Raw genomic sequence first — 18,941 nt, forward strand, 5'->3', positions numbered from 1 at the left:
TCTCCTTATTGTACTGGCCGCTCCTCGTGCCAGCATTCATTTTTGATCACGCGCAGAAGATGGCGGCTATGGTAGTCGGCGCTCCCCGCATTGAGGATGGTGACATCGGCAATGGCCGAGGCGTCATCGACGCTGCGCGCGAGCCGGTCGGCGATATTGCCGTCGCTGTGACGCGCGCGTGCCGCGAGCCGCTGCGCCAACATGTCCGGCGGCGCCGTGATCGCGACCACGACGACGTTGGCATATCTTTCGCGCAGCGCGGCGATCACGGTGCGCGAGACATTGACGACGACGGCGCGCCCGGCGCGGATGTCGTCGTTGATCTCCAGCGGCAGGGCATAGAAATGCCCATGCGCGTCCCAATGAACGGCGAAATCGCCGTGTTCGCGCGCGCGGGCGAACTCATCCGGGCTGACCGCAATATTGTCCTCGTCGGCGGAGGCCGCGCGCGTCACGACTCGGCGCGGAAAGACGACGTCGCGATCGTCGGAGCAGGCCGCCCGCGCCAGCCGCAGCAGCGTGTCCTTGCCGGCGCCGCTGGGACCGACCACGAGCACGAGCCGCCCGGGCCCAATGGCGCCCGCCGCATCTTTCGCTGGCGCGGCCGTCTCGCTCATGCGACACGGCCCCCTTCGCGCCAGACGCTGCGCACCACCGGGACGCTGCCGGCGACGTGGACGCGGATCAAGTCGGCGCGCTTGCCGATTGCGATCTCGCCGCGGTCGGTGAGGCCGACCGCATCGGCCGGCGCCTTCGTCACGGTGCGAACGGCCGCCGGCAGGCTGATCGCCGGTGCGTGCTCAGGCAATTGCAGCGCGCCCATCAGCAGGCTGGACGGGATGTAGTCAGACGACAGGATGTCGAGCAGGCCTTCGCGGGCGAGATCGACCGCGGCGATGTTGCCGGAATGCGAGCCGCCGCGCACGACGTTGGGCGCACCCATCAGGATGTCGATGCCGGCCTGGTGCAGGCCGCGCGCGGCCTCGATCGTGGTCGGGAATTCCGCCACTGCAACGCCATCACGCACGGCATCAGCGACGTTCTCTTCCGTGGTGTCGTCATGGCTTGCCAGCGGAATCCCGTACTGATGCGCCAGCGAAACGATCTCGCGCATGTTGGTCGCGGCATAGGCCTTCTGATACTCGAAGCGCTTCGCGAACAGCTCGTCGAGTTCGGCGTCGGTCTTGCCGCCGCCCTTGCCGCGGTAGTAGTCGCGCAGCTTCACTTCGTCGCGGAACTGGCGCTGACCGGGGGTGTGGTCCATCAGCGACATCAGCTTGACGTCGGGGCGGTCGATCAGCTCCTTGGCCTCTTCGACCACGCTCGGCATCGGGATTTCGCAGCGCAGGTGCAGGAAGTGGTCGGCGCGCAGCAGATTCGAGTCACGTGCGGTGGTGATCGCCGCGGCAAGCACGCCGGCGCGGCCATCGACCTCCTCGGCGCCGTCCTCGCGCCAGACCCGGAGCGAGTCGAACACGGTGGTGATGCCTGAGGTCGCGAGCTGGCCGTCATAGGAGATGACAGCCGCGACCGGATTCCAGAACACCTTTGGGCGCGGCACGTAATGCGCTTCGAGGTGGTCAGTGTGGAGCTCGATCAGGCCGGGCATGATCAGATCGCCGCCGGCATCCTCCGCGCCGGCAGGCGCCCTGCCCTCGCCGATCTCGGTAATGCGTCCGTCCGCGAGAGCCAGCCAGCCCTGTTCGATCACCCGGTCGGCCAGCACGAGCCTGGCGTTGGCGATCACTGTTACCTTCGGCTTGGCGTTCATATTCTCTTCCTTCAGGCCGCGGCGGCGAAGCTGGTGACGTCGACGATGCGGTCGGCAATCAAATGGCGGATTTCGTCGTCATGCACAATCGCGACCATGGCAACGCCCTGGCGCTTCTTCTCGGCGACCAGCTCGACCACGACGGTGCGGTTGGCGGCATCGAGCGAGGCGGTCGGCTCGTCCAGCAGCAGGATCGGGAGGTCCGAGATGAAGCCGCGCGCAATGTTGACCCGCTGCTGCTCGCCGCCGGAGAACGTCGCAGGCGGAAGCTGCCAGAGCCGATCGGGGATGTTGAGGCGATGCAACAGCTCGCCGGCACGCGCCTGCGCGTCAGCCCGGCTGAGGCCGCCAGCGATCAGCGGCTCGGCAACGACGTCGATGGTCGCAACCCGCGGCACCGCTCGCAGAAATTGGCTGACATAGCCGATGGTCGCACGGCGGACGTTGAGGACCTGCCGCGGCTCGGCGGCGGCGAGATCGATCAGCACGCCGCGATGGCGGATCCCGATCCGGCCGGAATCGCAGCGGTAGTTGCCGAAGATCATCTTCAGGATCGACGACTTGCCAGCGCCCGACGGCCCCGAGAGCACGACACACTCGCCCGGCTGAACGTGAAAGGTCACGCCGCGCACCACCGGCAGCTCGATGCCGCCCTGCAGGTGCATCGTGAAGGTCTTGTTGGCGTCGGCGATGTCGATCATGGCGGTCATTGGTCGGCTCATGGCGGCAGAATCGAGGAGACGAGGAGCTGGGTATAGGGCTCGCGCGGATCGTCCAGCACCTGGTCGGTGAGACCCGCCTCGATGACGCGACCGCCCTTCATCACCATCACGCGATGCGACAAGAGGCGTGCAACCGCGAGATCGTGGGTGACGATGACGACGGCGAGATGCAGTTCGGCGACGAGATTGCGCAGGAGATCGAGCAGACGGGCCTGGACCGAAACATCAAGCCCGCCGGTCGGCTCGTCCATGAACACCAGTCGAGGTCCAGTGACGAGGTTGCGCGCGATCTGGAGACGTTGGCGCATGCCGCCCGAATAGGTCCGCGGCGCATCGTCGATGCGGGCGACATCGATCTCGACGCGCGTCAGCCAGTCGGACGCCGACTCACGAATGCGGCCATAGTGGTTCCAGCCCACAGCCATCAACCGCTCGCCGACATTGGCGCCGGCCGAGACCGCCATGCGCAGGCCTTGCGCCGGATCCTGGTGCACGAAACCCCAATCGGTGCGGAACAGCAGCCGCCGCTCGGCCTCGCCGAGTGCGGCAAGATCACGAGTGACGCCGTCGCGCATCCGGTAACGCACGTGTCCACCGCTCGCGGCGAGCTGGCCCGACAGCAGCTGCAGCAGCGTCGATTTGCCGGAGCCGGATTCGCCGACGATCGCCAGCACCTCGCCTGGATAGAGCGAGAACGACACGTCACGGCAGGCAGCGATGCGGCCGTAGGACTTGCCGAGGGTCTCAGCGATCAGCAGCGGCTGATCGGTTTCCAGAAGATCAGCCATTTGCTTCTCCCTGCGCCTTGTCCTTGTAGGGCGCAGCACTCAGGGCACCATGATGACCGTCGGCCTGACGGCCTTCGCAATAGTCGGTGTCGGAGCAGACGAACATGCGGCTGCCCTTGTCGTCGGTGACGATCTCGTCGAGGTAGGAATTTTCGGCGCCGCACAGCGCGCATGGCGCGTTGAAACGATACGGCTCGAACGGGTGATCCTCGAAATCGAGCGACACCACCTTGGTATAGGGGGGGATCGCATAGATGCGCTTCTCGCGACCGGCGCCGAACAATTGCAGCGCCGGGGAATTGTCCATCTTGGGGTTGTCGAATTTCGGCGTCGGCGACGGATCCATCACGTAGCGCGCGTTCACCTTCACCGGATAGGCGTAGGCGGTCGCGATGTGGCCGAAGCGGGCGATGTCCTCGTACAGCTTCACGTGCATCAGGCCGTATTCGGCGAGCGCATGCATGCGCCGCGTCTCGGTCTCGCGCGGTTCGAGGAAGCGTAGCGGCTCGGGGATCGGCACCTGGTAGACCAGCACCTGATTCGCGTGCAACGACGTCTCGGGGATGCGGTGGCGGGTCTGGATGACGGTCGCCTCGTCGGTCGAGGTCGTGGTGGCGACACCGGCGGTCTTGGCGAAGAATTTGCGGATCGAGATCGCGTTGGTGGTGTCGTCCGAACCCTGGTCGATCACCTTCAGCACGTCCTGCGGTCCGAGGATCGCGGCCGTTACCTGCACGCCGCCGGTGCCCCAGCCATAGGGCATCGGCATTTCGCGGCTGGCGAACGGCACCTGATAGCCGGGGATCGCGATCGCCTTCAGGATCGCGCGGCGGATCATCCGCTTGGTCTGTTCGTCCAGATAGGCGAAATTGTAGGCGGGCGCGTTCATTCCGCGGCCTCCTTCATGGCGTCGGTCGCATTGGCTTCAGGAGAGGCTTCGGCAAATTCCTTGCGGAGCTTGCGGAGCAGACCGAGCTCGGACTGGAAGTCGACATAATGCGGCAGCTTCAGATGCTCGACGAAGCCGGTCGCCTGGACATTGTCCGAATGCGACAATACGAATTCTTCATCTTGCGCCGGGGCCAAGGCCTCTTCTCCGAGCTCACGGGCACGCAGCGCCCGGTCGACCAGCGCCATCGACATGGCCTTGCGCTCGCTCTGGCCGAAGGCGAGGCCATAGCCGCGGGTGAAGCACGGAGCCTCCGTTGCGGAGCCCTTGAACTGGTTGACCATCTGGCACTCAGTGAGCTCGATCGCGCCGAGCGGCACGGCAAAGCCGACGTCTTCGGCAGCGAATTCGACCTCGACCTCGCCAAAGCGTATCTCGCCGACGAAGGGGTGATTGCGGCCATAGCCGCGCTGGGTGGAATAGCCCATTGCCAGCAGGAAGCCCTCGTCGCCGCGTGCGAGATTTTGCAGGCGCAGATCGCGGTCGGCCGGGAAATTCAGCGGCTCGCGGGTGAGATCGCCGACGCTGGCGCCCTCCTCGGCCTGCGGCGAGGGTTCGATCAGCCCGTCGCGGCCCAGAATGTCGGTCACGCGCGGCGTCGCCGCGGTTGACGCCTCTGATGTCGCCGGCGTTTCCGGCACAAAGCCTTCGCTAAGCGACGGATCCAGCAGGCGGTGCGTGTAGTCGAAGGTCGGCCCGAGGATCTGGCCACCCGGAATGTCCTTGAAGGTCGCGGACACCCGCCGTTGCACGCGCATCGCACCGGTGTTGACGGGCTCGCTGGCGCCGAAGCGCGGCAGGGTGGCGCGGAAGGCGCGGACCAGGAAGATCGCCTCGATCAGATCGCCGCGCGCCTGCTTGATCGCGAGCGCCGCGAGTTCGCGGTCATAGAGCGAGCCTTCGCTCATGACCCGGTCGACGGCGAGCCCGAGCTGCTCTGAGATCTGGTCGAGGGAGACTTCCGCAACGGCTTGATCGCCACGGCGCGCATTGGCGAGCAGACGATGGGCGTTCTCGATGGCGCGTTCGCCGCCTTTGACTGCGACATACATGCGTCAGCCTCCCTTGCTCACGACGCGGGTGGTGCGCGGGATCGCTACCACGGCATCATCGGCGACCAGCACCAGGTCGATGCCCCGCGGAAACAGGGTTTCGTTGAAGCTGAGCTGCTCGAACAAGTCGAAGGGCTTGATCGAGGCCTGGAGCGTCGCGACACCATCAATGCCGGGACCGCGGAGCTCGAAGGTCGACCCTGAGTCCAGGCTCTCGACCTGAACGATCACGGTGGTGGAACGATCAGGATATTCGTTGGTGCCGAGCGCGAAACGCTCGAGATCGGGCAGCAACACACCATCGCTGATCAGCGCGAAGGCCGCGATCGAGGAATCCTGAATCACGGGCGCACCGGTGTGGAACTTGAGCCACTTCAAGACGTCGGTGCTTTCAGCCATCCGCGGATCGAGCCAGAGAGGCGTATCGTGATCGAACAGCGTCAACGCGATCGCGGCGGTGCCGCGCATCATCGTACCAGGTGTTCCCGCCATCGGCACGATACGCTGGACCGAGCCCGGCCGCGCCATCGCGTCCATGACCGAGCGAAAGGTCGATTGCGCCGACAACACCTTGTCGGCGAATCCCGGCGGCAGTTCCGCAATCGTGGTCATGGCCTCACCCCTCACCGCGCACCATGGTGTAGAAATCAACCTTCGTCGCCGCGGTCTCTTCCGCCACGCGGTTGCGCCGGACCATAAGCTGCTCGCGCAACGGTGCGATTACCTCGCGCTCGATCGCCGCGCCAAAATCACGCGACTGCACCAGCGCGTCGCACAGGGCGATCAGCCGCGCCTTCTCGCCATCGCGTCCGAGCGCATAGCCGAACCCGACCTCACCGCTGGCAAGGCGCACGGCTGCGCGCGACACCGTGGCTTCGCCGAGATTGAACGGCGCGCCGTCGCCGCCGACCCGGCCGCGCAGCATGACCAGACCGTTCTCCGGTTCGCGCAGATCCTGATGGCCGGGCAAGGGAATCGTGCGGAGACGGGCGGCGATCTCGCCCGCCTCCGCGTGCGCCAGCACGGCCATGGCGGCCTGACGCTGCGCTTGCTGATTGCTGTGTTGGCTCAACGAATCCACCGAACTTGCCGAATTAAAGTTGTCTATGATAATAGACAACTTGATACGGAAGCGCCATGACTGTTTCGTGACAAACGCATGATTTCTGGGCTAGGCTGGCCGCCGACATGAGCATGCAGGACACCGCCTCCTCGGGCGTCGCGCTGTGGCGCCTCGTTGCCGACGGCATCGAGCGCGGCATTGCCGATGGCCGCTTCGCCGCCGGCGACAAATTACCAGGCGAGATGGAGATCGCCGAAACCTATCGCGTCAACAGGCACACCGTGCGGCGCGCGTTGGCGGCGCTTGCGGAACGCGGCATCGTGCGCGCCGAACGCGGCAGCGGAACCTATGTCGAAGCGCAGAAACTCGCTTATCCCTTGCGCTCGCGCACGCGCTTCTCCGAGATCGTCGGAGCCGAAGGCCGCGAGCCGCACGGTCGGATGATCGAGGCGTCAGAGGACGTCGCAACCCGCGAGCTCGCTCGCGAGCTGGGCTTGAAGACCGGCGCACCGCTGGTGCGGATCGAGGCCATTCGCCTGGCCGACCGCACGCCGATCTGCGTCTCCACCACATGGCTCTCGGCGGAGCGGTTTCCGGGCGCAGGCACGGTGTTTTCGGCCACGCGCTCGATGACGAAGATGCTCGAGCATTACGGCATCAGCGACTACCGCCGCGGCGCTACGAGGATCACTGCCGGCATCGTCGATGCCACCGATGCCGTACGGCTCGACCTGCCGCTGGGACGGCCGATCCTGGTGGTTGACGCGACGGACCTCGATCTCCAGGGCAAGCCGCTGGTGACCAAGCATTCGCGCTTTGCGGCGGAGCGGGTGGAGTTTGTGGTGGAGCCGTAGGCGGGTCGCCTACTCTCCCACGCAATCACTTGAGAGATGGACTCGCGGAGAGTCCCCGCAAGCGGGGCGAGGCGAGGAATCAGGCCACCGCCCGTTTTCCGATAATCGCAAAGCGCAGCTTGCCCGAGACGAAATCGATCGCGGCGACGGCGACCAGGATCATCAGGATCAGGAACGACACCTTCTGCCATTCCAGCACGCGGATCTGTTCGGCGAGCTCGAGGCCGATGCCGCCGGCGCCGACGATGCCGATGATGGTGGCCGAGCGCGTGTTTGATTCGATGAAATAGAGCACCTGGCCGGCGATGACGGGCAACACCTGCGGCAAGAGGCCGAAGCGGATCTCGTGCAGCGCGCTGCCGCCGGAGGCGCGGATGCCCTCGACCTGCTTCTGGTCGGCGCCTTCGATTGCCTCCGAGAACAGCTTGCCGAACGCGCCGAAATCCGACACCGCGATGGCGAGCACGCCGGCGAACGGGCCGAGCCCGACCACGTTGATCCAGACCAGCGCCCAGATCAACGTATCGACGCCGCGAATCGAATCGAGGAAGCGCCGCACCGGAAAGCGCAGAAAGATCGACGGCACGACATTGCGCGCCGCGAACAGGCTGACCGGCAGCGCGAGCACTGCGGCGAGCGTGGTGCCGAGCAGCGCGATCGACAGGGTCTCGCCCAACGCCTTCAGATAGAGCGGCAGCGACGAACCGGGATCCGGCGGCATCATCATCACGCTGATCCAGCCGAGCTGGCTCAGCCCCGAGATGAAGCGCGACGGCGAGAACTCGAGATCGACCAGGCCATAGCCGAAAATGGCCATTGCGGCGATGAGCATCGCCGGCGTCGCCAGGCGCGCCGATGCGGGACGATTGAAGACACCGGGATAGCGCGCGCGGATCTCTGCGGTATCGATGTCCTGCGGCTTGCTCAATTCCGCGCCTCCTTGCCGAACAGGCGACCGCGTACCCAGCCGGTCGTGATGTCGATCAGGAAGACCGTGACGATGATGGTCACGAGGATCGCGCTGACGTCGGAGTAGTAGAACTTGCGGATCGCGACGATGAATTCCTGCCCGATGCCGCCGGCGCCGACGAAGCCCATCACCGAGGCCTCGCGCACGTTGATCTCGAAGCGCAGCAGCGCGTAGCTGGCATAGCCAGCCGAGACCTGCGGCAGGATCGCGAAGCGCATGCAGGAGATCCAGCTCGCGCCGGTGGAGCGAATGCCTTCGACCGGCTTCATGTCGGCGTTCTCGACGATCTCCGAAAACAGCTTGCCGAGCGCGCCGGTGGAGTGGATCGCGATCGCGAGCACGCCCGCCATCGGCCCGAGGCCGAACGCAATGACGAAGATCAGCGCAAAGACTATGCCGGGAACAGTGCGGGCGAATTCGAGCAGGCGACGGACCGTGAAGCGCAGCCAAGCCGCGGGCGCGGTGTTCTCGGCCGCGAGGAAGTTGAGCCCAAAGGCAAGTACCGCACCGATCATCGTGCCGACATAGCTGATCAGCAGCGTCTCGCCGAGCAGTTTGAGCCAGTTGCGCAAGCCCCAGAACCATTCGCCGAAATTGGTCCAGACCCGCTGCCCGCTGTCGAGGGTGAGGATGCGGTCGAAATAGCTGACGAAGTTGCCGAAATAGGTGAAGAGGGTGTGCAAGTTCACTTCGGCGCCGATCGAGGCCACGATCAGCGCGGCGACGAACACGACAAGCCCCCCCAGCACCCGCAGGCGCTTGCGCGCGACCGCCTTGCCATAGGCGGCGTTGAGGGCGGCGAGCTGCTGCTCGGGCAGGATCGAAACCGCAATCGTCATCGAAGGAACAGATCCATCAAGAAAAGAGCCGGGTCCATCGACCCGGCTCCAGTACGTCGTCCCGACGAGCTCAGGACGCCTTCTTACGCAGATTGTCGACGAACTTAATCAGCTCGATGGTCTTGTTGTAATCCTCGTTGGCGATCGGTTCCCAGGGCTTGTTCTTGCCGTCGGAGAGCTTCTTGAAAGCCTCGGGGTCCTTCTGGGCCGCATCGAGGAAGGCCTTCTTGATCGCGGCTTTCATGTCGTCCGGGAGGCTGCTGAGATAGGCGTAGGGCGAGTTGATGATGAGGTCGGACTTCACGATGATGCGGAAGTCCTCCTTCTTCATCACGGTGCCGTCGGCCGACTTGACCATGCCCTTGTTGAGCATGCGGGTCAGGTTGGAATCGTCGTCGGCGTTCCACCAGTTGGCGGCGACGTCGACGGTGCCCTGGGCCAGCGCCAGCACCGCATTCTCGTGGCTGCCGGTGAAGACGACCTTGGAGAAATAGGCGTCGGGATCGATGCCCATCGCGTTCAGCTTGAAGCGGGGCATGTTGTTGCCAGAAGTGGAATTCGGATCAACAAGCCCCAGATTCTTGCCCTTGAGGTCCTCGATCTTCTGGTACGGCGATTTCGCCAGCACGTAGAACACCGAGTAATAACCCTTCGAGCCGTCGGAATTGACGTCGATGACGAACGCATCGGTCTTGACGCCGGTCAGACGTGCGCGCGAGAAGGACGCCGGGCCATAATAGCCGATGTGGATGTTGCCGGCGCGCTGGCCTTCGATGACGGCGGCATAGTCGTTGGCGACGCGCAGCGTGACCTTCACGCCGAGTTCCTTCGACAGATAATCGACGAAGGGGCCGTAACGTTCGGTGACGCCCGAACCGTTCTCGGCCGGGATCACGGCAAAGGTGATCTCCGGATATTTCGACTTCCAGTCTTCGGCGCAAGCGGATCCGGCAAAGGTCAGCGCGGCAGCGCCGGCAAGAACTAATCTGCGAGTGATCATGATGCCCTCTTCATCTGACAGGATTGGTTGACGGAAAAACTGGTAACGACGGATGCGACGCGGCTCAGGCCGCGGCGGCCGTTCCGAGTGCCGGAACGCCCTCGGGCGCCGGGGCAGGTGTGCCGCCCATGACGTCGGCGGCTTCGAGATCGTAGAGCTCACGCGCGACGAGGTCGGTCAGCGCGGACGGCGCGCCGTCGAACACGACGCGGCCCGCCGCCATGCCGATCAGGCGATCGCAATAGCTGCGCGCCAGGTCGAGCGAATGCAGGTTGCACAGCACGGTGATGCCGAAATGCTTATTGATGCGCAGAAGCGCATCCATGACGATCTTGGTGTTGCGCGGATCGAGCGAGGCGATCGGCTCGTCGGCAAGGATGATGTCGGGCTGCTGCACCAGCGCCCGCGCGATCGCGACGCGCTGCTGCTGGCCGCCGGAGAGCTGGTCTGCACGCTGGGCGGCGAGCGCAGCGATGTCGAACTGTTCGAGCGCGGACATGGCCAGCGCCTTGTCCTGCTCGGGCCAGATCTGCGACAGCGAGCGCCAGGCGGGCATAGTGGCGAGACGCCCCATCAGCACGTTTGTCAGGACATCGAGCCGGCCGACCAGGTTGAACTGCTGAAAAATCATCGCCGAGCGCGCCCGCCACTGCCGCAGCTCCTTGCCGCGCAGTGCGGTGACGTCGAGGCCATCGAATACGATACGGCCCTGCGTCGGCGTCACCAGGCGATTGATCGTTCGCAGCAAGGTCGACTTGCCGGCGCCCGAGCGCCCGATCACGCCGACGAACCCGCCGGGGGAGATTTGAAACGAGGCGTCGTCCACCGCGGCTTTTGCGCCGAAGCGGCACGTCAGACCTTCAACCACCAGCATGCAGGGCTCCAGAGTAGCTGGAGCCCACCGCTATCGCCGGCCTTTAACGTTTGTGTGACACGGCGATTGCGGTGCGGCGATCCTACACACCTCATCCCCTGTCATCGCGACGTCATGATGATGTCATCGAGCGACTCGATGACGAGCCCCCGCCCTCTAATTTTAGGATGCAACATGGCCAAGGCGCTATCGGTCGAGCCGACCATCGATCCTTCGGCGAAGCTGCACGAGACCAGTCTCGGCGCTTATACCGAAGTCGGCGCCCGCACGATCCTCCACGAAGTCGCGATGGGCGACTACTCCTACGTCGTGAACGACGCGCAGATCACCTACACCACCATCGGAAAATTCTGCTCGATCGCGGCGATGACGCGGATCAATCCCGGCAATCATCCGATGCATCGCGCCACGCAGGCGCATTTCACTTACCGCTCCAGCGCCTACTTCCCCGGCGAGAGCGACGATCACGAGTTCTTCGACTGGCGGCGCCAGCATCGCGTCCATATCGGACACGACGTCTGGATCGGCCATGGCGCGGTGGTGCTGCCGGGCCGCAACATCGGCACCGGCGCCGTGATCGCGGCCGGCGCCATCGTCACCAAGGACGTGCCGGCCTACACCATCGTCGCCGGCAACCCGGCGCGGATCGTGCGGCGGCGGTTCTCGGAGGAGGTTGCCGGGCGGCTGGCCAAGCTGGCATGGTGGGACTGGGATCACGACAAATTGCGTGCAGCGCTGCCCGATTTCCGCAAGCTCGCAATTGAAGATTTCCTGACGACATACGAAGCAGGGGCGCATTCCCCGTCCAGCAAACGAAGCGCGGTCGCGTGACAGACATTTTCATCGAAGGTGGCCGGACCCTGATCGGCTCCGAGCTCGCCGAAGTTTCACTCTCCGTATCCGGAATCGACATCGCGCAGATCGATGCGCCGCGCGGCCGCGCGCGGCTGGCGATCGACGCGCGCAACCTGCTGGTGCTGCCCGGCATCGTTGACATTCATGGCGACGCTTTCGAGCGCCAGATGATGCCGCGGGCCGGTGTCGACTTCCCGATCGACGTCGCGCTGGCTGACACCGACCGCCAGGTGATCAGCAACGGCATCACCACGGTGTTCCACGCCACGACATGGTCGTGGGAGCCGGGCCTGCGCAGCGGCGACAATGCACGGCGCCTGCTCGAGGCGATCGAGCGGCAACGCCCGCACTTCGCCGCCGACACCCGCTTCCACCTGCGGCACGAGACCTACAATCTCGATGCCGAGGCCGAGATCGGCCAATGGCTCGCCGCGGGCCGCGTCGACCTGTTCGCCTTCAACGACCACATGGACGGGGTCGTTGCCGACATCTCCAATCCGCGCAAGCGCAACCGCATGGTGGAGCGGACCGGCCTGTCGAGCGACGACTTCGACAGGCTCGTCGCGCATATCGTCTCGCGCTCTGCCGATGTTCCGGCCTCGATCACCCGGCTCGCAGCGGCGGCGCGCGCGGCCGGAGTGCGGATGCTGTCGCACGACGACGCGACGCCGGCGATGCGCAAGTCGTTTCGCGACATGGGCGTGATGCTCGCCGAATTTCCGACCAACGAGGAGACGGCGCGCGAGGCCGCGACGGCCGGTGATGCCATCGTCTACGGTGCGCCGAACGTCGTGCGCGGCGGCAGCCACACCGGCTGGACCAGGGCCTCGGACATGATCGCCAAGGGTCTCTGCTCGGTGCTGGCCTCGGACTATTATTACCCGGCGCCGCTGCTCGCCGCCTTCCGCCTTGCCGCAGACGGCGTGCTGCCGCTGAGCGAGGCCTGGAAGCTGGTCTCGTCGGCGCCCGCGCAAGCGACCGGCCTGACCGATCGCGGCACGCTCGCTGCCGGCCATCGTGCCGATATCCTGCTCGTGGACGACAGCATGCCGCTGCGGCCACGGCTCGTCGCAGTGCTCGCGGCCGGCAAGCTCGCGCATCTCACCGATGCAACGCGGCTGCGCGGCGCGGCAGCGATGCCGCGCGAGACTGTCGTTGCGGCATAAATTGGTTATGCTCGGGCAATGACAGGTTTCCCCCGCTACGCGATCTATTTTGCCGCCGGCACCGACAACGCACTCTCCCGCTTCGGTGCCGAGTTGCTCGGCTACGAGGCTTATACCGGCGACGAAGTTTCGTTTCCGCAGGAAGCGCTGCATGTCGCGCCGGACTGGCACGACATCACGACTGATCCGCGCAAATACGGCTTTCACGGTACGCTGAAGGCGCCGATGGCGCTGGCGTCCGACAAGACCGAGGCCGAGCTGGTGGCGGCGAGCGCGGCATTCGCCGGGAAGGCACGGCCGATTCCGGTGATCCGGCCCGTGGTCGACTCTATCAGCGGCTTCATCGCCGTCATTCCGACCGAGCCGGTCGAGGCGCTCCAGCAACTGGCCGCCGATTGCGTCCGCGATTTCGATTCCTTCCGTCCGCGCCTGACGGCCGAAGACCGCGCGCGGCGTAGGCCGGAGAGGCTCACTGAGCGCCAGCGCGACTATCTCGATCGCTGGGGTTATCCCTACGTGATGGAAGAGTTTCGCTTCCACATGACGCTGACAGGGCGGCTCGATACGGAACGGCGCGGGCCGATTCTTGAGATGCTGCGGGCGCGGTTTGCGCGGCTGAAGCTCGATATTCTCGTGATCGATCGCATCACGCTGTTCAGGCAGGATGATGCCGAGGCGAGATTCCGCATCATTGGCGAGTGGATGTTGGCCAATTAACCGAAGTCGCGCAGCAATCTCAGCGTCGACCCGGCGCAGGCCGGGACGAGAGCGGAGGTTGTGGCCGACTGCTTTGCCCCTACTTCCCCCACCGCAGTGCCAGCGCGTCGCGCTCCTTGGCGAGTTCCAGCAGCCCTGCCTTCGTCGCCGGATGCAGCGGTTGCAGCGGATGGCGCACGGCGTCCGACTTGATCACGCCGCCGGCCTGCATCATGGCCTTGCAGGCGATCAGGCCGCACTGGCGGTTCTCGTAGTTGATCAGCGGCAACCAGCGCTCATAGGCGGCCTTCGCCTTCTCCCGGTCGCCCGCGAAATAGGGATCGATGATCTGGCGGATACCGTCGGGATAGCCGCCGCCGGTCATCGCGCCGGTCGCGCCGGCATCGAGATCGGCCATCAGGGTGATCGCTTCTTCGCCATCCCATGGGCCCTCGATGTCCTTGCCGCCCGCCTCGATCAGGCTGCGGAGCTTTGACGCCGCGCCCGCCACCTCGATCTTGAAATAGCGAATGTTGGAGAAGTCGCGCGCCAGCCGCGCCAGCAGCTCGACCGATAGCGGCGTGCCCGCGACCGGCGCGTCCTGGATCATGATCGGAATGTTGATCGCGCCCGACAGCACCCTGAAGAATTCGACGATGCCCTTCTCCGGCACGCGGAAGGTGGCGCCATGATAGGGCGGCATCACCATCACCATGGCCGCACCGGCGGCCTCGGCCTGCTTGCTGCGCGCCGCGCACACCGCCGAGCTGAAATGCGTGGTGGTGACGATCACGGGCACGCGGCCCGCGACGTGCTCCAGCACCGCATGCATCACGCTCTCGCGCTCGGCATCGGTCAGCACGAACTGCTCGGAGAAATTGGCGAGGATGCAGATGCCGTTCGAGCCCGCATCGATCATGAAATCGATGCAGCGGCGCTGGCCCTCGAGATCGAGCTCGCCGCGCTCGTCGAAAATGGTGGGTGCGACCGGGAACACGCCGCGATAGGGGCGCTGGGCGTTGTGTGGGGTGACCGGCATCGAAATTATCTCCCTGTCGTCCTGCCGTTAGTTTTGATCCGCCTGCGGGCAGGTCGGAGTATGGTACCGCTACCATTTACAGGGCACACGCACGCGCGGCAATGCCCATCCGCGCGCCGTTGAGCAGGGAATGAAGGCTTAGGCGGACTTCACCGCGCCGAGGAAACCCTCGACTGCGACGCGGAGGCGGTCCGCGTCGGCCGACATCTTTGTCACCGACTGGGACAGTCCCGTGCCGGCGTTGCCGGTCTCCCGGTTGAGCTTGGCGACGCTGCCGATGGTGTCGGTGACCTCGCGCGTGCCTTGGGCGGCATGTTGGAAGTTGCGCGAGATCTCGGTGGTGGCCGCGCGCTGCTGCTCGACCGCGGCCGCAATCGCGGTCATCTTCTCGTCGATGCCGCTGATGGCCCCGCCGATCGAGCGGATCGCAGCGACCGCCTGCCCGGTCGCGCCCTGGATCTCCTCGACCTGGCGCGAGATCTCCTCGGTCGCGGTCGCGGTCTGCGCCGCGAGGCTCTTGACTTCGCCGGCAACCACCGCAAAGCCGCGGCCGGCTTCGCCGGCGCGGGCCGCCTCGATGGTGGCGTTCAAGGCGAGCAGATTGGTCTGGCCGGCGATGGCGTGGATCATCTTCACGACTTCGCTGATGCGGCCGGCGGTCTGGTCGAGGATTTCGACGGTGGCGTTGGTCTGTTCCACCTGCGACACCGCTTCGCGCGCATCGCGTGCGCTGGACTGCACCTGCGCGGAGATCTCGCCGACGGAGGCCGAGAGCTCCTCGGTCGCAGCCGCGATGCTTTCGAGATTGTTGGTGGCCTGCTCGGCGGCAGACGAGACCGCAGCGGTCTGGCTGCTCGATTCCGAGACCAGCGTGCGCACGTCGGTCGCCGTGGCGTCGAGCTCCCTGGTCGACGCCGCGACGCTCTGGATCACGGCTTGCACCGTGTCGTCGAAGCTGCGGCAGGCGGCGTCCACGGTGCCTGAGCGGGCGAGCTGCAGTGCCTGCTGCGATTCGCGCTCCTGTCCGAGGCGCTCTGCGGTGGCCGCGCTCTCGCGCAGGCTTTCGAGCGCGGCAGCCATGGTGCCGAACTCGTCGGGATAGCGGGATTGCGGCACCGGCGTCGCATAATCGCGGGCGCCGATACGGGCGATCGCATCGAGAATCGCGCGCACCGGGCGCATCAGGCGATTGCGCACGACGTAGACGCCGGCCAAGGTCACGGCCAGTGCGATCAGGAACGCAAGCGACTGCACGACGAGGTTGGTCAGCGCCTTGGCTTGCACCGCCTCCGCACGCGCGATCGACTGGTCGAGCGCCTTGGTCGCGACCCCGACGATGAGCGGGAACGGCGACTGACAGAGCTTATTCCAATCCGCCGCCGCCATCGCGGGCTTGCCGCTGCCGTCGAAATTCCTGGTCAGATCGCCGATCTGCTTGAGCACGCCGTCGGTCTTGGCCTTTGCATCAGTGGCCGCGGTGACCAGGTCCGCCGTCACGTCGGGCGCGGCCAGCAGTTCGGCCATGCCGGACCAGCCGGAAGCGATGGTGCCGTCCCACTGCGCCAGCGAGCGCTTCTGGGTGTCGTCGAGCGGCTTGCTGCTGTTGACGTTCGAGCGCAATGCCGAACAATGGATTCCATAACGGTCTCGCACCTGCCAGGCGAGCCGGCGGACCTGTATCATGCGCGCGATGTAGGGATCGTTCATCCAGGCGCGATTCGACACCGCCGTAGAGGCGAGGTTTGCGGTGTCGATGACCTTGGTGACCGCATCGTACCAGGAATTGGTCCGCTCGATCTTGCGCTCGGCGCGCGGACGCTTGGCCTCGTCGTAGAACAGCTGGAATTGCGGTGAGGCCCCGCCCCAGCGCTGCTTCAGCGTGCTGGCGAGCTCATCGCGGCGGGCGAAATCGACCGTGGCGAGCGCTGCGTTGATGCCGTCGTAGCCACCTTGTTCTGCCTTCTCGGCCTCGGCTAGCTTTGCGTGAGGATCGTCGTCGCCGAGCAGCGCGCTCTGGGCGTCGCCGCGATTGTTGCGCAGGGACAGCACACCGTGGAAGATCGCCTTGTCGGCCGCGGCAAGCCGCGCGGTCTCGAGACTGTCATTGTAGCGACCGAAAGCCCCGACCATCTGCATCGCCGTCGAGGCCAGCGCGCCGATCGCCAGCAGGGCCATCAGGGTCAGGAGGAGCGAGCTTACCGATTTCTTGAACAATGCCATGAGTCACAAGGGGCCTACTTCCAGGAGTGGCCACCTTGCACCGCGACATGCCAATGTTCCGTTAAGGTTTTAGTCAAATGCCGGGAATTCCGCTTTGCCAAACCTTTAATCAGGCCCGCATCGTCACGAAACCTTCGTGAAATCGGGCGGACGCCGCTCGGCGAACGCCGTGAACGCCTCGCGCGCCTCGGCGGTGCGCAGGCGTTGCGCGAACTGTTCGCCCTCGGCCAGCATCTGCGCGACCAGCGCCTCGCCATTGCGCATCAGCTTCTTGGTCGCGGTGAGCGCACCGGCCGGCTGCCGGGCCAGGCGCTGGGCCAGTGCAAGCGCCTCGGCATCGAGCTTGTCGAGCGGCACCACGCGGTTGGCGAGCCCCCAGTCCAGAGCGGCCTTCGCCGGCACGGTCTCGCCGAGCGCAAACATCTCGTAGGCGCGGGCATAGCCGATCCGCGCCGGCATCAGCAGGCTCGACGCGGCCTCCGGCACCAATGCGAGGCTGACGAAGGGAGTCGACAATTGAGTATTCTCGGCGAGCACGACGAGATCGCAATGTAACAACATCGTGGTGCCGACGCCGACGGCGCGGCCCTGCACCGCCGCGACCAGCGGACGGGTGCAGCGCGCCAGCGACTGGATGAAGCGGCCGACGTGACGGCTGCCTTCTGACCTGCCGCTCGCCACGGCCGCGAACTCGCCGACATCGTTGCCCGCGGTGAACATGTCGCCCTCGCCGCGGATCAGCAGCACGCGCGCGGACGGATCGAATTCGGCGGATTCGATGGTGTCGGCGAGCTTGCCATACATCGCATCCGTCAGCGCGTTCTTCTTGTCGGGGCGCGCCAGCGTGATCGTGAGAATTCCGCCGTTGGTTTCAACCCGCACATGCTCGGTCATGAGTGTCTCCTCTTATTCCTCTGGATATCTTGCGGTGTCTCTTGGAAACTTGTCCTGAATGCTCGTCAGCCAGCGCGCGACGATCTCGATCTCCGCACTGGTAAATCCCTCCGTCAGCGCGGCGTTCACCGCGGCCGCGTCGGTCTTCGCCTGCGCCAGCACATTGCGGCCCTTCGGCGTGAGCCATACGCGCCAGGCGCGGCCATCCTCGCGATCGGCGCGCCGCTCGACCAGTTTTGCCGCCGCGCTGCGATCGACGAGGCCCGAAATGCCGGCTGGTCCCATGTCGAGCGCCGCACCGGCCTCGCCCATGAGAACCCCATCCTGCTTGCCGAGGATGAACAGCAGCCCCGCCTGCGCCGGTGTCACTTCATTCTGCGGTTGTGCCGCCATCCAGCGCTGCAAGCGGCGTTGCGCGACGCTCAGCAGATAGATCAGCCGGTGGTGCCTCGCCCCAGGCGATTTATTTCGCATACGAAATATATAATTGACGCTAACCGGATTGTCAAAGGGACCGCCGGGGCGATTTGGCGCGGCAGCCGTCGAGGAACAGGGCCGCGCAGGTCTCCACGCGGCGCTCGATCTGCCTGCGTGACGGCAGGGCCGCCCCGCCATAGATCGCTGCGCGCTGCGGCGCCGATGCGACCATGCCGATCAGCATGCCGGCCACTTCCTCGGCGTCGTCGAGGACGATGCGCTTGCGCTGGACCTGAAGGCGCAGCCAGCCGGCCAGCGCCTTGGCGGTGCGGGCAATGCCGTTGGTGTAGAAATTTGCTGCAAGCTCGGGGAATGTGGTGGACTGCTGGAGCACCATGCGCTGCAACGCCACGACTTCGGGATCGAGTGCGAGATCGGCGCAAGCCATCAATGCGGCGCGCAAGCCGGTTTCGATATCGACGTCGTCGCTCGCCTGGAGATCGACGGCAGAGAGCAGCCGCTCGAGCCGGTCGGCGCACATCGCCTCGAACAGCGCAGCCTTGCCCGGAAACAGACGATACAGCGTCTTGGTCGAGATGCCGGCGAGGCGCGCCAGCTCTTCGGTGCTGGTGGCGGCATAGCCTTCGACGGCAAACGCATGCCGCGCGGCTTCGAGGACGATTCTCGTCGTCTCCTCGTCGCTGCGCACCGGCGGCCGTCCGCGCGGGCGGCTCTCGTCCGAAGGTTTTGCCCGAGCCATGTCTTTACATGA

General features: G+C 65.6%; 21 protein-coding genes. 4 read left to right on the top strand and 17 right to left on the bottom strand.

The window, feature by feature from the left end; translation table 11 throughout:
- Window positions 1–5: 5 nt before the first annotated feature.
- From phnN to phnG, 8 genes are read right to left on the bottom strand one after another with little or no spacing between them, the layout of a single operon-like run.
- Entirely contained in the window at window positions 6–617 is a 612-nt protein-coding gene (gene phnN, locus QY049_RS27920) for a phosphonate metabolism protein/1,5-bisphosphokinase (PRPP-forming) PhnN (RefSeq protein ID WP_258764926.1), read from the bottom strand.
- On the bottom strand, window positions 614–1,771 hold the full coding sequence (locus tag QY049_RS27925; protein WP_301270223.1) for an alpha-D-ribose 1-methylphosphonate 5-triphosphate diphosphatase: 1,158 nt from the start codon (window positions 1,769–1,771) through the stop codon (window positions 614–616). Before QY049_RS27925 ends, phnN begins: the two co-directional genes overlap by 4 nt.
- An 11-nt stretch (window positions 1,772–1,782) precedes the next feature.
- Entirely contained in the window at window positions 1,783–2,481 is a 699-nt protein-coding gene (phnL, locus tag QY049_RS27930; protein ID WP_258764924.1) for a phosphonate C-P lyase system protein PhnL, read from the bottom strand.
- Between the two features lie 8 nt (window positions 2,482–2,489).
- Window positions 2,490–3,281, bottom strand: coding sequence for a phosphonate C-P lyase system protein PhnK (gene phnK / locus QY049_RS27935; RefSeq protein WP_258764922.1), 792 nt, complete (start codon window positions 3,279–3,281; stop codon window positions 2,490–2,492).
- The gene (locus QY049_RS27940; RefSeq protein ID WP_258764921.1) at window positions 3,274–4,170 is read right to left on the bottom strand and encodes an alpha-D-ribose 1-methylphosphonate 5-phosphate C-P-lyase PhnJ; all 897 of its coding nucleotides are present in this window, start codon (window positions 4,168–4,170) and stop codon (window positions 3,274–3,276) included. Before QY049_RS27940 ends, phnK begins: the two co-directional genes overlap by 8 nt.
- A complete protein-coding gene (locus QY049_RS27945; protein WP_194479357.1) occupies window positions 4,167–5,282 on the bottom strand; it encodes a carbon-phosphorus lyase complex subunit PhnI in 1,116 nt (371 codons plus the stop codon). The genes QY049_RS27940 and QY049_RS27945 overlap by 4 nt, the downstream gene beginning before the upstream one ends.
- A gap of 3 nt (window positions 5,283–5,285) precedes the next feature.
- On the bottom strand, window positions 5,286–5,894 hold the full coding sequence (gene phnH, locus QY049_RS27950; RefSeq protein ID WP_258764920.1) for a phosphonate C-P lyase system protein PhnH: 609 nt from the start codon (window positions 5,892–5,894) through the stop codon (window positions 5,286–5,288).
- A gap of 4 nt (window positions 5,895–5,898) precedes the next feature.
- Entirely contained in the window at window positions 5,899–6,363 is a 465-nt protein-coding gene (gene phnG / locus QY049_RS27955) for a phosphonate C-P lyase system protein PhnG (RefSeq protein WP_258764918.1), read from the bottom strand.
- A 107-nt stretch (window positions 6,364–6,470) separates the two neighbouring features.
- Between phnG and phnF the strand changes: the two genes are divergently transcribed.
- The gene (gene phnF / locus QY049_RS27960) at window positions 6,471–7,199 is read left to right on the top strand and encodes a phosphonate metabolism transcriptional regulator PhnF (protein ID WP_258764916.1); all 729 of its coding nucleotides are present in this window, start codon (window positions 6,471–6,473) and stop codon (window positions 7,197–7,199) included.
- 79 nt (window positions 7,200–7,278) lie between these two features.
- Here phnF and phnE (QY049_RS27965) read toward each other — a convergent pair whose 3' ends face one another.
- The 4 genes from phnE (QY049_RS27965) to phnC form a co-directional block, all read right to left on the bottom strand.
- Window positions 7,279–8,127 carry a phosphonate ABC transporter, permease protein PhnE gene (gene phnE, locus QY049_RS27965; protein ID WP_258764914.1) on the bottom strand — a complete coding sequence of 283 codons (849 nt, stop codon included), beginning with the start codon at window positions 8,125–8,127 and terminating at the stop codon, window positions 7,279–7,281.
- The gene (phnE, locus tag QY049_RS27970; RefSeq protein WP_194479352.1) at window positions 8,124–9,008 is read right to left on the bottom strand and encodes a phosphonate ABC transporter, permease protein PhnE; all 885 of its coding nucleotides are present in this window, start codon (window positions 9,006–9,008) and stop codon (window positions 8,124–8,126) included. The genes phnE (QY049_RS27965) and phnE (QY049_RS27970) overlap by 4 nt, the downstream gene beginning before the upstream one ends.
- A 70-nt stretch (window positions 9,009–9,078) precedes the next feature.
- Window positions 9,079–10,008, bottom strand: a complete 930-nt coding sequence (phnD, locus tag QY049_RS27975) for a phosphonate ABC transporter substrate-binding protein (RefSeq protein ID WP_258764912.1) — start codon at window positions 10,006–10,008, stop codon at window positions 9,079–9,081.
- A gap of 64 nt (window positions 10,009–10,072) precedes the next feature.
- On the bottom strand, window positions 10,073–10,882 hold the full coding sequence (gene phnC, locus QY049_RS27980; RefSeq protein WP_194479350.1) for a phosphonate ABC transporter ATP-binding protein: 810 nt from the start codon (window positions 10,880–10,882) through the stop codon (window positions 10,073–10,075).
- Between the two features lie 174 nt (window positions 10,883–11,056).
- On the opposite strand from phnC, the gene QY049_RS27985 reads away from it, so the two are divergent.
- Genes QY049_RS27985 through QY049_RS27995 form a run of 3 tightly spaced genes read left to right on the top strand, consistent with a single transcriptional unit; the run spans window position 11,057 to window position 13,620 of the window.
- Entirely contained in the window at window positions 11,057–11,713 is a 657-nt protein-coding gene (locus QY049_RS27985) for a chloramphenicol acetyltransferase (protein WP_258764911.1), read from the top strand.
- Window positions 11,710–12,903 carry an alpha-D-ribose 1-methylphosphonate 5-triphosphate diphosphatase gene (locus QY049_RS27990; RefSeq protein ID WP_258764910.1) on the top strand — a complete coding sequence of 398 codons (1,194 nt, stop codon included), beginning with the start codon at window positions 11,710–11,712 and terminating at the stop codon, window positions 12,901–12,903. Before QY049_RS27985 ends, QY049_RS27990 begins: the two co-directional genes overlap by 4 nt.
- An 18-nt stretch (window positions 12,904–12,921) precedes the next feature.
- Window positions 12,922–13,620 (top strand): DUF1045 domain-containing protein, encoded by a 699-nt coding sequence (locus tag QY049_RS27995; RefSeq protein ID WP_258764909.1) that lies wholly within the window; start codon window positions 12,922–12,924, stop codon window positions 13,618–13,620.
- 79 nt (window positions 13,621–13,699) lie between these two features.
- Here QY049_RS27995 and QY049_RS28000 read toward each other — a convergent pair whose 3' ends face one another.
- From QY049_RS28000 to QY049_RS28020, 5 genes are all read right to left on the bottom strand, one after another.
- Entirely contained in the window at window positions 13,700–14,638 is a 939-nt protein-coding gene (locus QY049_RS28000) for a dihydrodipicolinate synthase family protein (protein ID WP_258764908.1), read from the bottom strand.
- Between the two features lie 138 nt (window positions 14,639–14,776).
- Window positions 14,777–16,858, bottom strand: a complete 2,082-nt coding sequence (locus QY049_RS28005; RefSeq protein WP_258764907.1) for a methyl-accepting chemotaxis protein — start codon at window positions 16,856–16,858, stop codon at window positions 14,777–14,779.
- 123 nt (window positions 16,859–16,981) lie between these two features.
- Window positions 16,982–17,752, bottom strand: a complete 771-nt coding sequence (locus QY049_RS28010; protein WP_258764906.1) for an enoyl-CoA hydratase — start codon at window positions 17,750–17,752, stop codon at window positions 16,982–16,984.
- Between the two features lie 12 nt (window positions 17,753–17,764).
- Entirely contained in the window at window positions 17,765–18,226 is a 462-nt protein-coding gene (locus QY049_RS28015) for a MarR family winged helix-turn-helix transcriptional regulator (RefSeq protein WP_258764905.1), read from the bottom strand.
- Between the two features lie 31 nt (window positions 18,227–18,257).
- The gene (locus QY049_RS28020; protein ID WP_258764904.1) at window positions 18,258–18,929 is read right to left on the bottom strand and encodes a TetR/AcrR family transcriptional regulator; all 672 of its coding nucleotides are present in this window, start codon (window positions 18,927–18,929) and stop codon (window positions 18,258–18,260) included.
- Window positions 18,930–18,941 lie beyond the last annotated feature (12 nt).

This window comes from Bradyrhizobium sp. WYCCWR 13022, assembly GCF_030435535.1.
GTDB lineage: Bacteria > Pseudomonadota > Alphaproteobacteria > Rhizobiales > Xanthobacteraceae > Bradyrhizobium.

What these genes read in the sequence shown, in the direction of transcription:
- phnN (WP_258764926.1), bottom strand. Translation starts at nt 617, where the DNA reads ATGAGCGAGACGGCCGCGCCAGCGAAAGATGCGGCGGGCGCCATTGGG.
- QY049_RS27925 (WP_301270223.1), bottom strand. Translation starts at nt 1,771, where the DNA reads ATGAACGCCAAGCCGAAGGTAACAGTGATCGCCAACGCCAGGCTCGTG.
- phnL (WP_258764924.1), bottom strand. Translation starts at nt 2,481, where the DNA reads ATGACCGCCATGATCGACATCGCCGACGCCAACAAGACCTTCACGATG.
- phnK (WP_258764922.1), bottom strand. Translation starts at nt 3,281, where the DNA reads ATGGCTGATCTTCTGGAAACCGATCAGCCGCTGCTGATCGCTGAGACC.
- QY049_RS27940 (WP_258764921.1), bottom strand. Translation starts at nt 4,170, where the DNA reads ATGAACGCGCCCGCCTACAATTTCGCCTATCTGGACGAACAGACCAAG.
- QY049_RS27945 (WP_194479357.1), bottom strand. Translation starts at nt 5,282, where the DNA reads ATGTATGTCGCAGTCAAAGGCGGCGAACGCGCCATCGAGAACGCCCAT.
- phnH (WP_258764920.1), bottom strand. Translation starts at nt 5,894, where the DNA reads ATGACCACGATTGCGGAACTGCCGCCGGGATTCGCCGACAAGGTGTTG.
- phnF (WP_258764916.1), top strand. Translation starts at nt 6,471, where the DNA reads ATGAGCATGCAGGACACCGCCTCCTCGGGCGTCGCGCTGTGGCGCCTC.
- phnE (WP_194479352.1), bottom strand. Translation starts at nt 9,008, where the DNA reads ATGACGATTGCGGTTTCGATCCTGCCCGAGCAGCAGCTCGCCGCCCTC.
- phnD (WP_258764912.1), bottom strand. Translation starts at nt 10,008, where the DNA reads ATGATCACTCGCAGATTAGTTCTTGCCGGCGCTGCCGCGCTGACCTTT.
- phnC (WP_194479350.1), bottom strand. Translation starts at nt 10,882, where the DNA reads ATGCTGGTGGTTGAAGGTCTGACGTGCCGCTTCGGCGCAAAAGCCGCG.
- QY049_RS27985 (WP_258764911.1), top strand. Translation starts at nt 11,057, where the DNA reads ATGGCCAAGGCGCTATCGGTCGAGCCGACCATCGATCCTTCGGCGAAG.
- QY049_RS27995 (WP_258764909.1), top strand. Translation starts at nt 12,922, where the DNA reads ATGACAGGTTTCCCCCGCTACGCGATCTATTTTGCCGCCGGCACCGAC.
- QY049_RS28000 (WP_258764908.1), bottom strand. Translation starts at nt 14,638, where the DNA reads ATGCCGGTCACCCCACACAACGCCCAGCGCCCCTATCGCGGCGTGTTC.
- QY049_RS28005 (WP_258764907.1), bottom strand. Translation starts at nt 16,858, where the DNA reads ATGGCATTGTTCAAGAAATCGGTAAGCTCGCTCCTCCTGACCCTGATG.
- QY049_RS28010 (WP_258764906.1), bottom strand. Translation starts at nt 17,752, where the DNA reads ATGACCGAGCATGTGCGGGTTGAAACCAACGGCGGAATTCTCACGATC.
- QY049_RS28015 (WP_258764905.1), bottom strand. Translation starts at nt 18,226, where the DNA reads ATGCGAAATAAATCGCCTGGGGCGAGGCACCACCGGCTGATCTATCTG.
- QY049_RS28020 (WP_258764904.1), bottom strand. Translation starts at nt 18,929, where the DNA reads ATGGCTCGGGCAAAACCTTCGGACGAGAGCCGCCCGCGCGGACGGCCG.